The sequence below is a fragment of the Bradyrhizobium sp. 179 genome (assembly GCF_023073535.1).
GTDB lineage: Bacteria > Pseudomonadota > Alphaproteobacteria > Rhizobiales > Xanthobacteraceae > Bradyrhizobium.
This window is the reverse complement of the sequence record NZ_JADPJR010000036.1, coordinates 69,509-82,736: the sequence shown is the minus strand read 5'-3', so window position 1 is coordinate 82,736 and position 13,228 is coordinate 69,509. Positions and strand designations below refer to the sequence as shown.

The following is a 13,228-nucleotide window of genomic DNA, read 5'->3' as shown; positions in this document are numbered from 1 at the left end:
CCACGGTAGTGATGGTGACTGCCGGTGCCCCTGAAGTTCGGCAAGCACCACCAGGATCGAAATGCTTTCAAGAGTTGGACGGCCGAAAATTTACAGCAGGTGGTTCGTCCGTGTAACCGTTTGAAATCACTGGCTAAGCGTACCTGCCGTGGCAGTGCTTGTACTTCTTGCCCGAGCCGCACGGGCAGTCCTCGTTGCGGCCGATCTTGCCCCAGCTTGCCGGGTTCTTGGGATCGCGAAGGGCGGCATCAGTGGCCTGCGCTCCGAGCGAGACGCTGGCGATGGCCATTTCGTCCTCGCCGGTGTTCGGGTCGAACTTGTGCGCCTCCATCGGCGGCAGCAGCGGGGCTTCCTGCTCCGGCGGGACGATCTCGACGCGCATCAGCTGCGCGGTGACGGCCTCGCGCAAATGTGCGCTCATCTCCTGGAAGAGATTGAAGGCCTCAGTCTTGTACTCCTGCAAGGGATCGCGCTGGCCGTAACCGCGCAGACCGATGACCTGGCGCAGATGGTCGAGCATGATCAGGTGCTCGCGCCAGAGATGGTCGAGCGTCTGCAACAGAATGGTCTTCTCGACGTAACGCATCACGTCGGGCCCCCATTGCGCGACCTTGGCCGCCATGTGCTCGTCGGCTTTGGTCTCAATGCGGTTCAGCAGCTCCTCGTCGGCGATTCCCTCTTCCTTGGCCCATTCGTCGACCGGCAGGTCGAGATCGAGCACACGCTTCAGCTCGTCCTTCAGGCCCGCCACGTCCCACTGCTCGGCATAGGCATGCTCGGGCACGTGCTTGGCGACGAGATCGTCGATGAAAGCGTGGCGCATGTCGGTGACGGTCTCGACAACGCTCTCGTCCTTCATCAGCTCGACGCGCTGATCGAAGATCACCTTGCGCTGGTCATTCTGGACGTTGTCGAACTTGAGCAGGTTCTTGCGGATGTCGAAGTTGCGCGCCTCGACCTTCTGCTGCGCCTTCTCCAACGCCTTGTTGATCCAGGGATGGATGATGGCCTCGCCCTCTTGCAGGCCGAGACGCTGGAGCATGCTGTCGAGACGGTCCGAGCCGAAGATGCGCATCAGATCGTCTTCGAGCGACAGGAAGAATTTCGAGCGGCCGGGGTCGCCCTGACGGCCGGAACGGCCGCGGAGCTGGTTGTCGATGCGGCGGGATTCGTGCCGCTCCGAGCCGATGATATAAAGGCCGCCCGGCTTCTTCACGGTCTTGGCTGGCTTGCTCCCCTTCGCCGGCTCGATCTCGATGGTCTCCTCGGCCTTCAGCACGAGATCGCGGAAGTGCGCGATGTCGGCCTTGATCTGCTCGATCTTCTTGGCCTTCTCGGCCTCGTCCTCGATGCCTGCGGTCTCCTGCTGGATACGCATCTCGAGCGAGCCGCCGAGCTTGATGTCGGTGCCGCGGCCGGCCATGTTGGTCGCGATCGTGATCGCACCGGGCACGCCCGCTTCGGCGACGATATAGGCTTCCTGTTCGTGGAAGCGCGCGTTCAGCACCGCGAACAGCTTTGCCGGCTTGCCGGCGCGGGCCGCAGCATAGAGCTTGTCGAGCGCGTTCTCCTTGCCGAAATCGATCTGCTTGTAGCCGTTCTTCTTGAGGAATTCGGCGAGCACTTCCGACTTTTCGATCGAGGCGGTGCCGACGAGCACCGGCTGGAGCCGCGAATTGGCACGCTCGATCTCGGCGAGGATCGCGCCGTATTTTTCCTGCTGGGTGCGGTAGACCTCGTCGTCCTCGTCGAGGCGCGCGACCGGCAGGTTGGTCGGGATCTCCACGACCTCGAGCTTGTAGATGTCGAACAATTCGTCCGCTTCGGTCGCGGCCGTGCCGGTCATGCCCGCGAGCTTCTCGTACATGCGGAAATAGTTCTGGAAGGTGATCGAGGCCAGCGTCTGGTTCTCAGGCTGAACCTGGACGTGCTCCTTGGCTTCCAGCGCCTGATGCAGGCCCTCCGAATAGCGGCGGCCCGGCATCATGCGGCCGGTGAACTCGTCGATGATGACGACCTCGTTGTCGCGGACGATGTAGTCCTTGTCGCGCGTGAACAGGGTATGGGCGCGCAGCGCCTGGTTGATGTGGTGCACGACGGAGACGTTCTCGACGTCGTAGAGCGACTCGCCCTTGAGCTGGCCCGCGTCGCGCAGCAAGGTCTCGATCTTCTCCATGCCGGCTTCGGTGAGCGTCACCGTGCGCTGCTTCTCGTCGACGTCGTAATCGGTCTTGTCGAGCTTGGGCAGGAACGAATCGATGGTGTTGTAGAAGTCGGAGCGGTCGTCGAGCGGGCCGGAGATGATCAGCGGCGTGCGCGCTTCGTCGATCAGGATGGAGTCGACCTCGTCGACGATGGCGAAGAAGTGCGGCCGCTGGACCATGTCCTCGAGCCGGTACTTCATGTTGTCGCGCAGATAGTCGAAGCCATATTCGTTGTTGGTGCCATACGTAATGTCGCAGGCATAGGCCGCCTTGCGTTCGGCATCGTCGAGGCCGTGCACGATCACACCGGTGGTCATGCCAAGGAAGCCATAGATCTGACCCATCCAGCCGGAGTCGCGGCGGGCGAGATAATCGTTGACGGTGACGACGTGGACGCCCTTACCGGCGAGCGCGTTGAGGTAGACCGCGAGCGTCGCCACCAGCGTCTTGCCTTCGCCGGTCTTCATCTCGGCGATGTCGCCCTCGTGCAGCACCATGCCGCCGATCAGCTGGACGTCGAAATGGCGCTGGCCGAGCGTGCGCTTGGCCGCCTCGCGCACTGTGGCGAAGGCAGGCACCAGAAGGTCGTCGAGCGTCTTGCCCTCGGCGAGTTGCTTCTTGAACTCGGCGGTGCGGGCCTTGAGCGCTTCGTCAGAGAGTTTCGAGACTTCGGGCTCCAGCGCGTTGATCGCGTTGACGCGGGACTGATATCCCTTCACCCGCCGGTCGTTGGCGGAGCCGAAAAACTTGCGGGCGAGCGCGCCGATCATGCCTAGTTCCTGTGTTCGCGATTTAACCGCGTTGCAGCCAAGAAGTTGTCACCCGCCTGCCTATCAACTCACCGTGACGCCGATGGCGCCTTCAGCCCGGACTGCGGGGGTGGTCCGCCATATGGGTGGGAATTGAGCAAGTCTGGGTTCAACGGCCAAAAACGCAGCAAAATAAACGCTATCGCCATGGACGCGACCGGCCAGAGATATGGCCGGCCTCTAGCCTTGTCAACGGCGGCCGCATTGCGGCTAATTCATCATTTTGACAGACTTTTCGCGTTGCCAAGCCCCCCTGAATTGGGCGAGTGTCCGCCCCGCTCGAGCAGCCCCCTGCTTCAACATAAGGATTTTCCATGACCACCTCGTTCCCGGTAACCACCGGCCAGCGTTTCCGCCATGCGTCCGCCCTGGCCGGCTGCCTCGCTTTGGCGCTGTCCCTGGCGTGCGCTGGGCCGCTCCGCGCCGCCGACGATCCGGTGCTGGCGAAGGTCAATGGCGCGGAAATCAAGAAGAGCGACGTCGCCATGGCCGAGGAAGAACTCGGACCCAGCCTGGCCCAGATGGACCCGGCGACCAAGGACGAGAACGTCCTGTCCTTCCTGATCGACATGAAGATCGTCAGCAAGGCTGCCGAAGACAAGAAGGTCGCCGACAGCGAGGAGTTCAAGAAGCGCCTGGCATTCGCCCGCAACCGCCTCCTGATGGACAGCCTGCTTGCCGGCGAGGGCAAGGCCGCGACCACCCCCGACGCCATGAAGAAGGTCTATGACGAGGCCTCCAAGCAGATCACCGGCGAGCAGGAGGTGCGCGCCCGCCATATCCTGGTCGAGACCGAGGACGAGGCCAAGGCAGTGAAGGCCGAGCTCGACAAGGGCGCTGATTTCGCCGAGCTTGCCAAGAAGAAATCCAAGGACCCGGGCTCTGCCGACGGCGGCGACCTCGGCTTCTTCACCAAGGAGCAGATGGTGCCGGAATTCTCGGCCGTCGCCTTCACGCTCGAGCCGGGCAAGATCTCCGACCCCGTGAAGTCGCAGTTCGGCTGGCACATCATCAAGGTCGAGGAAAAGCGCAACCGCAAGGCGCCGGACTTCGAGCAGGTGAAGACCCAGATCGAGAACTACGTCACCCGCAAGGCCCAGGCCGACTACGTCGCCAAGCTGCGTGCCGAGGCCAAGGTCGAGCGGCTGGACCAGCCGGCAGCGGACGCCGCCAAGTCGGACGCCAAGCCGTCTGACAGCAAGATGGCGCCGCCGGCGAAGAAGTAAGAATTTGCTGTCACTTCGCTGACGCCAAGAGTATCTAAGCATCGCAATGGCCGGGCATCGCCCGGCCATCTGCATGTCAGATCCACCAAGGCGCCCCCGCGATGTCTTCAACCGTCTCCCCGCTCGCCCCAAAAACCGTTCCCGACATGCCCGTGATCGCGGGCGTCCGTCTTGCGACCGCCGAGGCCGGCATCCGTTACAAGAACCGCACCGACGTGCTGCTGGCGGTGATGGATCAGGGCACGGCCGTGGCCGGAGTCTTCACCAGGTCGAAATGCCCCTCCGCGCCGGTCGAATGGTGCCGCGCCAAATTGAAGGGCGGTAAGGCTCGCGCTCTGGTCGTCAACTCCGGCAACGCCAATGCCTTCACCGGCAAGACCGGCCGCGCCTCCACCGCGCTGACCGCGAAGATCGCGGCCAAGGCCGTTGGATGCAGCGAGAGCGAGATTTTTCTCGCCTCGACCGGCGTGATCGGCGAGCCGCTGGACGCGACCAAGTTCGACGGCGTGCTCGGCCGCCTCGCCGAGACCGCGGAGCCCGGCGATTATCTCGCCGCGGCCAAGGCGATCATGACCACCGACACCTTCCCGAAGGTCGCGACCGCGACCGTCAAGCTCGGCAAGGCCAAGGTCACCATCAACGGCATGGCTAAGGGCGCCGGCATGATCGCTCCCGACATGGCGACCATGCTGTCCTTCATCTTCACGGACGCGCCGATCGCGCCCGCCGCGCTGCAAGCCATGCTCAAGAGGGGCGTCGAGGACACCTTCAATGCAGTGACGATCGACGGCGACACCTCGACCTCGGACACGCTGCTCGCCTTCGCGACCGGCACCGCGGCGAAACATGGTGCGCCGAAGATCAGCCGGGCCGGCGATCCCAGGCTGAAGGCCTTCGTCAAGGCATTCAACCAGGTGCTCGCCAATCTGTCCGAGCAGGTGGCCCGCGACGGCGAAGGCGCACGCAAGCTGGTCGAGATCACCGTCGAGGGCGCCAAGACCAAGGCCTCGGCGCGCAAGATCGCGATGTCGATTGCCAACTCACCCCTGGTCAAGACCGCGATCGCCGGCGAGGACGCCAATTGGGGCCGCGTGGTGATGGCGGTCGGCAAGGCCGGCGAGCCGGCCGATCGCGACAAGCTCTCGATCTCCTTCAACGGCATTCGCGTCGCCAAGAGCGGCGCGCGCGATCCGTCCTATGACGAAGCGCAGGTCTCGGAAGCGATGAAGGCACCGGAGATCGCGATCAAAGTCTCGCTCGGCCTTGGCAAGGGCCGCGACCGCGTCATGACCTGCGACCTCACCAAGGAATATGTCGCGATCAACGGCGACTACAGGTCCTGAAGGCTCCATCATTGAGGTGCGAAGCGCGCAGCGCGCAGCGATGCACGCCTTCCCTCCAAGGACGAACGGCCGCGCTACCGCCGCACGGGGAGAACTGGGCCGCCGTTCTGCCGCGAGGGCCGCTGAAGAAGCGACCGTCTCAGGATGACGGCAATGGAGCTCTGCTTCATCTCACCCGGAGATCCGCGCGTCGGCGACCGCCTTCTTGAACAGCGCATTCATCGCTTCGGAGATGCCCTGCGTCGGGCTGACCTCGAAATACAGGCCCGGCGAGGCGCAGCTCTGCATGTTCTGCGCGATCTCGCTGTTCGGCGACGGACCATAGGGCCCAGCATTAAACGGATTGATCCATTTCATGTACCAGCTGTTGGTGGGCAGCGCGAGATACGTCGTGTACAAGACCGCAACCTTGACCCCGCGATCCCTCATGGCCTTGCACAGCAATGGGTTGAGCGGCGACTGGCATCGTGTGCTGCCTGAGAGCGGCTTCAGGCATGCGGTGTTGCTCTCGTCAGCAACCCCATCAGATACGAAGAACAGATATTTGAGCGGGCTGGATGACGTGCCGGGGCCGGGTGAACTGATCTCCTTGTCAATCGCAGGAAATATCGCGGTGAATGCCGTGTCCTGATCGCCGTTCTCGTTCTGGCCGTTCACCGACATCAAGTCGATCTTGCCGGTCGCCGACTTGGCGCTGGAGAGCGACGCCGACAGCGAGAACAGATTGCGCAGACCGAGCGTGCTTGCGGAGCCGCCGAAATCATAGATCGCCATTCTGAACTGGTTTGAATAGGTTTCGGTTGCGCTCGCCGTGTCCATTAGCGACTGCGTGGCACTCCGAAGCACGTCGATCCGGGTGGTCACGCCGAGCTTCCTGGCAAGGTCGTAATAATTGTTCTTGTCCTTGAGATCATGGCAGGCGAACGCGCACTTGTCCGACGTGTTGTTGACCATCGTCTGCACGTCGCCGGGCGTCGCGCCGACGCCCATCGAAGGCGAGTTGTCGAGTAGCAGGTAGAAGTCGATATAGAGCGGCATGCTGGCCGTCGCGGTCGACGTGCCGCTCACGGTCAGCGCGGTCTTGCCGATTACGCCGAGAAACATGGTGTTCAGCTCGGCGCTGAATGAGACCGTGGACTTGACGGTCGAGCCGCTCTTGACCACCGTCGGCGTGATGTTCTTGAGCGTGTAGCCGGTCAGGTTGGCGCGGTTGGCATCAAAAATGTTCTGGGCATCGGTAACGCCGACGGAAATCGGGCCGTCCGAGGTCATCGTGCCCGCGGCGGCAAAGGCCGGCGAGGACTTGGCCACCGAGCCGACGCTGGCCGCATCGGCCGCGCCCTGAAGCTTGGAGCGGATCTGCGTCGCACGAGAGTAGTCGACCGCACAGCCGACCACGGTGATCAGCGGCACGCAGCAGAGTGCGAAGATCAGCGCGATATTGCCGCGCCGGTCGTGGACGAATCGGCGGATGATGATGCCAATGGCAGCGCGCATGGAGCGAGACCCGGAATGGTTTCAGCGTTTCCACTCTAGGAACCGTCGATTAAATATGACTTATGAAGGCCGTAGAACGCGGCCCCAAGCCGGGTTAACGAACCGTTGCGAGCGATCCTTCAGCAAACGATGGGCATGGCCGATCTCAAACTCACATTGGTGGTGGCCTGCGCGCTGGTCGACGCCGACAAGCGCGTCCTGATCGCGCAACGCCCCGAGGGTAAGGCGCTGGCCGGCCTTTGGGAATTCCCGGGCGGCAAGCTCGAGCCCGGCGAGCGGCCCGAGCAGAGCCTGATCCGCGAGCTCCACGAGGAGCTCGGCATCACGGTCGCCGAGCCGTGCCTAGCCCCGCTCACCTTTGCGAGCTACGGCTACGAGACCTTTCACCTGTTGATGCCGCTCTACATCTGCCGGCGCTGGGAGGGGCAGGTTACGGCGCGCGAAGGCCAGGCTCTGGCCTGGGTCCGCGCCAACAAACTGCGCGATTACCCGATGCCGCCCGCCGACATCCCGTTGATCCCGCATTTGATCGATTTGCTGATGTGACCTCAGGGAGCCATCACGCTCTCAGCCTCACGGCTGGCTGTCTCCGGCATCCACGATCTTCGTGCCGAGCTGAATGATGTGGATGACCAGGTCAAGCACGGCCATGACGGGGAGAGACAGCCTATATTTCTCTCGCCTTCTTCACCGCCTCGGCGAGGCTCGCCTTGGCCGAGCCGGGCTTGAGCGGCTGCTGCTGGCTCGCATGCGGGGCCCAGCCGGAGAGCCAGATGATATCGAACGTCGCACGGACGCGGCCGTCGGCATCGGCGAAGCGTTCGGCATAGATCTCCGCCGTCCGCAACAGCGTCGTGCGACGGCTCGGCACGCGGCGACGCTCGATCAGCACATTGGCCGCACCCATGCGGCGAAGATCCTGCATCAAAGCGAACGCATTGCCATAGCGTACCACGACGCGGTCGACGTCGGTGACCGGCAGCGCGAAGTCAGCGCGCTGCAACAGCGCGCCGATGTCGCGCAAGTCCGCGAACGGCGCGACGCGCGGCGACACGCCGCCTTCGCATTCGGCTTCGGCGGCCGCAAACGCCTGACGCAGCTCGGTCAAGCTGTCGCCGCCGATCATGGCGGCGAGCAGCAACCCGTCCGGCCTCAGGGCGCGACGAATTTGCGCGAGCACACCCGGCAGGTCGTTGACGAATTGCAGCGCCAGCGCCGAGACGATGAGGTCGCGGCTCTCCGGCTCGAAGGGCAGCTTTTCCTCGCCGGCCGCACCCGACGCAATCCGCTCGATCGAAGGCAGGCACGTCCGCAACGCCGCGAGACCCTCGCCGGGCGTCCACAGATCCACCGCCGCATGAAATTCCCGCGTCACCGCAGCCAACCGGTCGGACATATCCTCGGCCACGCGGTCGAGCAGGAAGGTGACCGGGCCTTGCGCAAGTGCGCGTTGCTGCCGTGCATGCAGCAAGGCGCGGTCGAACAAAGCGGGCGGGGTTTGCGGAATTTGGGCCATGCCGCTGGTTACGCCGATCATGCTGGCTATTGCAATCGGTCTCGTGTCCCGAACACGGTGCGGCACGAAGTGACGCTGCGCAGAGCTGGGACCCACGCTTCTGCGCATGCGGCTTTTCTGGGCCCCGGCTCGGCAGCGCGCCGCAAGAGCGCTGCGTCCGCGGCCGAGAGGGTGGCTTGAGCAGATGATCCTGGAACGCTAGCCTTCCCTGATGGAAGCCGAAACCGCTCCCTCCCGATCCATCGCCGCACCATTGCGTGCCGCGTGGACGGCTGGCCGTCAGGTGCTGTCGCGCGCGGCACGGCTCGCCCTCGACATCGCACTGCCGACGCAGTGCGTGTCCTGCCGCGAGCCTGTCGACGGCGAGGGCGTTTGCGCTTCCTGCTGGGCGCGACTGTCGTTCATTGAACGGCCCTATTGCCCGCGGCTCGGCATTCCCTTTGTGTATGACCCCGGTCCCAACATGCTGTCGATGGAGGCCATCGCGAACCCGCCGGCTTACACGCGGGCACGCGCGGCGGTGCGCTATGACGATGTTGCGCGCACGCTGGTCCATGCGCTGAAATACCAGGACCGCACTGATTTGGCGCCCGCCATGGGCCGCTGGATGACGCGCGCGGGCGCAGAGCTGCTCTCTGGCACCGACATGCTGATTCCCGTCCCCCTGCATTGGCGGCGGGCCTGGCGGCGCCGCTACAACCAGTCCGGCGCGCTGGCGCGCATCATCGCGCGGCAGAGCGGCGTCGAGGTCCGGGGCGAAGTGTTGCGGCGGGTGCGCGCCACCGAGCAGCAGATCGGGCTATCGCGGGCCCAGCGCGCCACCAATGTGCAGGGCGCGTTCCAGGTATCCCCCGACCGCCAAGCCGAGATTCAGGGCCGTCGCATCGTCCTGGTCGATGATGTCCTGACATCGGGTGCCACGCTGGATGCCTGCGCGCGGGCCCTGCTGCGCGCCAAGGCCGCCCAGGTCGACGTGCTGGTCTTTGCCCGGGTTGTCGAAAGCGGCCCTCGTCCCATATAATTCAATGAATTCATGACATGAAAGCGCTGGACGCCATGACTGCTGCTGTCGAGATCTACACCCGGCCGGGCTGCGGCTATTGTTCCGCGGCAAGGTCGCTGTTGACCCGCAAAAAGGCGATCTTCACGGAATTCGATGTCGCCAAGAACCCGTCCTGGCGCCAGGACATGTACGACCGCGCCGGCGAGGGCTCGACGTTCCCGCAGATATGGATCGGTGGAACCCATGTCGGCGGTTGCGACGAGCTCTACGCGCTCGACCGTGAAGGCAAGCTCGACCGCATGCTCGACAGCGTCAAGGCCGTCTCATGAGCGAGGATCGGACCTTCACCGCCGCAATGGTGCAGATGCGCACCGGGCTCTTGCCCGAACCGAGCCTCGCGCAGGCTACCAAGCTGATCCGGCAGGCTGCGGCAAACGGCGCCGACTACGTGCAGACGCCCGAAGTCAGCAACATGATGCAGCTGAACCGTAAGGCATTGTTCGAGCATCTTCAGAGCGAAGAGGACGACACCTCTCTGAAGGCGTATCGGGCGCTCGCAGCGGAACTCGGGATCCACATCCATGTCGGCTCGCTGGCGCTGCGTTTCTCGCCGGAGAAAGCGGTCAACCGCTCCTTTCTGATCGGGCCCGAGGGCAACGTGCTCGCGAGTTACGACAAGATCCACATGTTCGACATCGAGCTGCCGGACGGCGAGAGCTATCGCGAATCCGCCAATTACCAGCCGGGCGAGACGGCGGTAATTTCCGACCTCCCCTGGGGCCGTGTCGGTCTGACGATCTGCTACGATGTCCGTTTCCCTGCGCTCTACCGCGCGCTGGCCGAGAGCGGCGCATCCTTCATCACTGTGCCCTCGGCCTTCACCCGCAAGACCGGGGAAGCGCACTGGCACGTGCTGCTGCGTTCGCGCGCGATCGAGACCGGCTGCTTCATCTTCGCCGCGGCGCAAGCCGGCCTACACGAGAACAAGCGCGAGACCTACGGCCACTCCCTTATCATCGACCCCTGGGGCGAGATCCTCGCCGAGGGTGGCGTCGAGCCCGGCGTCATCATGGCCAAGATCGACCCGGCCAAGGTCGAGACGGCGCGCCGGGCGATCCCCTCGCTGCAGCACGGCCGCCGCTTCGGCGTCTCCGATGCCAAGGCCGGGCCGGACTATCTGCATCTCGTGCGGGGATCGGTATGATCCGCTACGCACTGCACTGCGACCGGAACCATGCCTTCGAAAGCTGGTTTCAGAGCTCGTCGGCCTATGATTCCCAGGTGAAGCGCAAGCTCGTCACCTGTCCAATCTGCGGCTCGGCCAGGGTCGACAAGGCGATCATGGCCCCGCGCATCGTCGGCAAGAAGGGCCGCGGGCGCGCTACGCCGCCGCCGGAGCCCACGGCGTCCACTACGCCTGCACCCGAGGCAGCGCCGTCAGGACCGACCTCGCTGCTGATGGCGCAGGAGCGCGAGCTGCGCGCCAAGCTGAAGGAATTGCGCGACCACATCGTCAAGAACGCCGACAATGTCGGCGAGCGCTTTGCCAACGAAGCCCGCGCCATGCACTATGGCGACAAGGAGCACCGTCCGATCTATGGCGAGGCCTCGCCCGACGAAGCCAAGTCGCTGATCGACGAAGGCATCGAGGTGTCGCCGTTACCGGTGCTGCCGGAAGACCGGAATTAAGTCCCTACCAGAACAGCGACCCCGATCACGATCAACGCTATGCCTGCAAGCTCGCGCGGCGCGATCGGCTGCTTGAACGAGTAATACGCCACGCCTTGCGCGAACAGCACCTCGATCAAAGCGAGCGTGCGGACATTGGCGGCCGCGGTCAGCGCGAACGCAAGGAACCAGAATTGTGATGCGAAGGCGCCCGTGAAGCCTGCAAGCATCGACGGCCGCCATAGTCCCAGGATGCCCCGCAATACGTTCGGCGCGCGCCAGAGCAGATAGGTCGTCAGCACCAGCGTCTGCACGAACAGGCCGAGCACTAGCGTGAAGGACGACGCCGTCACGAACGACACGTTCGGCACCGTGATGATCGCGCCGCGAAAGCCGACCGCGGAGAGTGCGAAGGCTGCCGCGGCGACGAGGCCGGTGATGGTCGGCTTCAATTCGGCAAAACTCTTCTCGCCGCCTGGCCGGAGCGCGGTGATGACGACCCCGGCGGTCGCGATCACGATCGCGAGCACCTTCAGCCAAGTCAGGTGATCGCCGAGGAAGACGAAGCCGAAGATCGCGGTCTGGATTGCTTCGGTCTTGAGGTAGGCCGTCGTCACCACGAAGGAGCGGTCATTCATGGCGAGCAGCATCAACCCGGTGGCGACGATCTGGCTGAGTGCGCCGAGCAGGAGCCACGGCCAGAACGCGACCGGCGGCATGCTGAGATGATCGCCGGAGACGACGAGCACCACCGCGAGAAACAGCAGCGAGAATGGGAAGCCGAACAGGAAGCGGATGTTGGTCGCGCCCCAGGTCCCCAGCGGCTTCGTCAGCGACCGCTGCATCGCATTGCGTGCGACCTGCCCGAGCGCGGCAATGACGGTGAAGGGAATCCAGAGGCTGGCGATGGTGAACATGGGATGGGTTGGCGGGCTATATGACGGCTCGTGCAAACTGCCGGCGGCGCGACAACAGGTCAATCATGCCTGCGTCATAGGAGCGATGCTCTCGCCATACCCTCACGGTCATCCTCGACAAGCGTAGCGCAGATCCGAGACCCATGACCCAGGGAGTGGCTTTCCGAAGACTCGGAGTTGCCACCTCGCGCCACAACTTCTCCCTGGGATAATGGCTCCTTGGCGGCCCACGCCAGGACGACACCAAATGGTTGGGATGCAGCGGCCTTACACCATCCCTTCCGCCACGACCATGTAGTTCACGTCCATGTCGGAGGAGAGGGTCCATTTGTCGGCAAAGGGGCTGTAGACCACGCCGGTCTGCTCGGTGATGACGAGGCGGTTGTCGAGCAGGTATTTTGCGAGTTCGTCGGGGGTGACGAACTTGCTCCACTCGTGGGTACCGCGGGGCAGCCAGCGCAGGACGTATTCGGCGCCGACGATCGCGAGCGCAAAACTCTTCCAGTTCCGGTTCAGCGTCGAGACCACCATCAGGCCGTTCGGCTTCAGCATCGATGCGCAGCGCTTCAGGAAAACGCCGACGTCGGTGACGTGCTCGACCACCTCCATCGCCAGCACGATGTCGAAGCGCTCGCGCGGATCAATCTCTTCCACCGTGGTGCAGCGGTAGTCGATCGCGAGATGGCTTTTGTCGGCATGCAGCTTCGCGGCGGCGATGTTGCTCGCCGAAGGGTCGATGCCGATGACCTGCGCCCCCAGGCGCGACAGCGGCTCGCAGAGCAGGCCAGCGCCGCAGCCGATGTCGAGCACGCGCAGGCCGCCGAGGCAATTGAGACTGCGCACATTGCGCTCGAACTTGCGGCAAGCGGCATCGCGGATGTAGCCGAGCCGCAGCGGGTTGATCCGGTGCAGCGGCGCCATCTTGCCCTTGGGGTCCCACCACTCCGCCGAGAGTTTTGAGAATTTCGCGATCTCGGCGGCGTCGACGGTCGAACCCGGCGCGGTAGTTGCGGAAGTATTTTGCTGCATGCTCATGATTACGCGC

The 13,228-nt window shown here is 64.1% G+C and carries 12 protein-coding genes; 7 read left to right on the top strand and 5 right to left on the bottom strand.

The window, feature by feature from the left end:
* Positions 1–133 precede the first annotated feature (133 nt).
* The gene (gene secA, locus IVB12_RS09005; protein ID WP_247297816.1) at positions 134–2,974 is read right to left on the bottom strand and encodes a preprotein translocase subunit SecA; all 2,841 of its coding nucleotides are present in this window, start codon (positions 2,972–2,974) and stop codon (positions 134–136) included.
* 353 nt (positions 2,975–3,327) lie between these two features.
* On the opposite strand from secA, the gene IVB12_RS09000 reads away from it, so the two are divergent.
* Positions 3,328–4,239 (top strand): peptidylprolyl isomerase, encoded by a 912-nt coding sequence (locus IVB12_RS09000; RefSeq protein ID WP_247297814.1) that lies wholly within the window; start codon positions 3,328–3,330, stop codon positions 4,237–4,239.
* A gap of 101 nt (positions 4,240–4,340) precedes the next feature.
* Entirely contained in the window at positions 4,341–5,582 is a 1,242-nt protein-coding gene (gene argJ, locus IVB12_RS08995; RefSeq protein WP_247297812.1) for a bifunctional glutamate N-acetyltransferase/amino-acid acetyltransferase ArgJ, read from the top strand.
* A gap of 171 nt (positions 5,583–5,753) precedes the next feature.
* Here argJ and IVB12_RS08990 read toward each other — a convergent pair whose 3' ends face one another.
* Positions 5,754–7,079 carry a TadE/TadG family type IV pilus assembly protein gene (locus tag IVB12_RS08990; RefSeq protein WP_247297810.1) on the bottom strand — a complete coding sequence of 442 codons (1,326 nt, stop codon included), beginning with the start codon at positions 7,077–7,079 and terminating at the stop codon, positions 5,754–5,756.
* Positions 7,080–7,214: 135 nt separating this feature from the next.
* Here IVB12_RS08990 and mutT point away from each other — a divergent pair, with 135 nt between their 5' ends.
* Positions 7,215–7,625 (top strand): 8-oxo-dGTP diphosphatase MutT, encoded by a 411-nt coding sequence (mutT, locus tag IVB12_RS08985; RefSeq protein WP_247276276.1) that lies wholly within the window; start codon positions 7,215–7,217, stop codon positions 7,623–7,625.
* 121 nt (positions 7,626–7,746) lie between these two features.
* Here the strand turns inward: mutT and IVB12_RS08980 are convergent, their stop codons facing one another.
* Complete coding sequence (locus IVB12_RS08980; protein ID WP_247297808.1) at positions 7,747–8,616, bottom strand: methyltransferase domain-containing protein; 870 nt, start codon at positions 8,614–8,616, stop codon at positions 7,747–7,749.
* A gap of 190 nt (positions 8,617–8,806) precedes the next feature.
* Here IVB12_RS08980 and IVB12_RS08975 point away from each other — a divergent pair, with 190 nt between their 5' ends.
* From IVB12_RS08975 to IVB12_RS08960, 4 genes are read left to right on the top strand one after another with little or no spacing between them, the layout of a single operon-like run.
* Positions 8,807–9,616 carry a ComF family protein gene (locus tag IVB12_RS08975; protein WP_247297807.1) on the top strand — a complete coding sequence of 270 codons (810 nt, stop codon included), beginning with the start codon at positions 8,807–8,809 and terminating at the stop codon, positions 9,614–9,616.
* Positions 9,617–9,651: 35 nt separating this feature from the next.
* On the top strand, positions 9,652–9,927 hold the full coding sequence (grxC, locus tag IVB12_RS08970) for a glutaredoxin 3 (protein WP_247276437.1): 276 nt from the start codon (positions 9,652–9,654) through the stop codon (positions 9,925–9,927).
* A complete protein-coding gene (locus IVB12_RS08965; RefSeq protein WP_247297805.1) occupies positions 9,924–10,802 on the top strand; it encodes a carbon-nitrogen hydrolase family protein in 879 nt (292 codons plus the stop codon). The genes grxC and IVB12_RS08965 overlap by 4 nt, the downstream gene beginning before the upstream one ends.
* Complete coding sequence (locus IVB12_RS08960; RefSeq protein WP_247276274.1) at positions 10,799–11,287, top strand: DUF1178 family protein; 489 nt, start codon at positions 10,799–10,801, stop codon at positions 11,285–11,287. Before IVB12_RS08965 ends, IVB12_RS08960 begins: the two co-directional genes overlap by 4 nt.
* Here IVB12_RS08960 and IVB12_RS08955 read toward each other — a convergent pair.
* Entirely contained in the window at positions 11,284–12,183 is a 900-nt protein-coding gene (locus IVB12_RS08955) for an EamA family transporter (RefSeq protein ID WP_247297802.1), read from the bottom strand. The two genes, IVB12_RS08960 and IVB12_RS08955, sit on opposite strands and share 4 nt — an antisense overlap.
* 267 nt (positions 12,184–12,450) lie before the next feature.
* Entirely contained in the window at positions 12,451–13,218 is a 768-nt protein-coding gene (gene ubiG, locus IVB12_RS08950; protein WP_247297800.1) for a bifunctional 2-polyprenyl-6-hydroxyphenol methylase/3-demethylubiquinol 3-O-methyltransferase UbiG, read from the bottom strand.
* Positions 13,219–13,228: the final 10 nt, after the last annotated feature.

Bases quoted from the DNA above. Each gene is read 5' to 3' on its own strand.
- secA (WP_247297816.1), bottom strand. From the start codon at position 2,974: ATGATCGGCGCGCTCGCCCGCAAGTTTTTCGGCTCCGCCAACGACCGG.
- IVB12_RS09000 (WP_247297814.1), top strand. From the start codon at position 3,328: ATGACCACCTCGTTCCCGGTAACCACCGGCCAGCGTTTCCGCCATGCG.
- argJ (WP_247297812.1), top strand. From the start codon at position 4,341: ATGTCTTCAACCGTCTCCCCGCTCGCCCCAAAAACCGTTCCCGACATG.
- IVB12_RS08990 (WP_247297810.1), bottom strand. From the start codon at position 7,079: ATGCGCGCTGCCATTGGCATCATCATCCGCCGATTCGTCCACGACCGG.
- mutT (WP_247276276.1), top strand. From the start codon at position 7,215: ATGGCCGATCTCAAACTCACATTGGTGGTGGCCTGCGCGCTGGTCGAC.
- IVB12_RS08980 (WP_247297808.1), bottom strand. From the start codon at position 8,616: ATGATCGGCGTAACCAGCGGCATGGCCCAAATTCCGCAAACCCCGCCC.
- IVB12_RS08975 (WP_247297807.1), top strand. From the start codon at position 8,807: ATGGAAGCCGAAACCGCTCCCTCCCGATCCATCGCCGCACCATTGCGT.
- grxC (WP_247276437.1), top strand. From the start codon at position 9,652: ATGACTGCTGCTGTCGAGATCTACACCCGGCCGGGCTGCGGCTATTGT.
- IVB12_RS08965 (WP_247297805.1), top strand. From the start codon at position 9,924: ATGAGCGAGGATCGGACCTTCACCGCCGCAATGGTGCAGATGCGCACC.
- IVB12_RS08960 (WP_247276274.1), top strand. From the start codon at position 10,799: ATGATCCGCTACGCACTGCACTGCGACCGGAACCATGCCTTCGAAAGC.
- IVB12_RS08955 (WP_247297802.1), bottom strand. From the start codon at position 12,183: ATGTTCACCATCGCCAGCCTCTGGATTCCCTTCACCGTCATTGCCGCG.
- ubiG (WP_247297800.1), bottom strand. From the start codon at position 13,218: ATGAGCATGCAGCAAAATACTTCCGCAACTACCGCGCCGGGTTCGACC.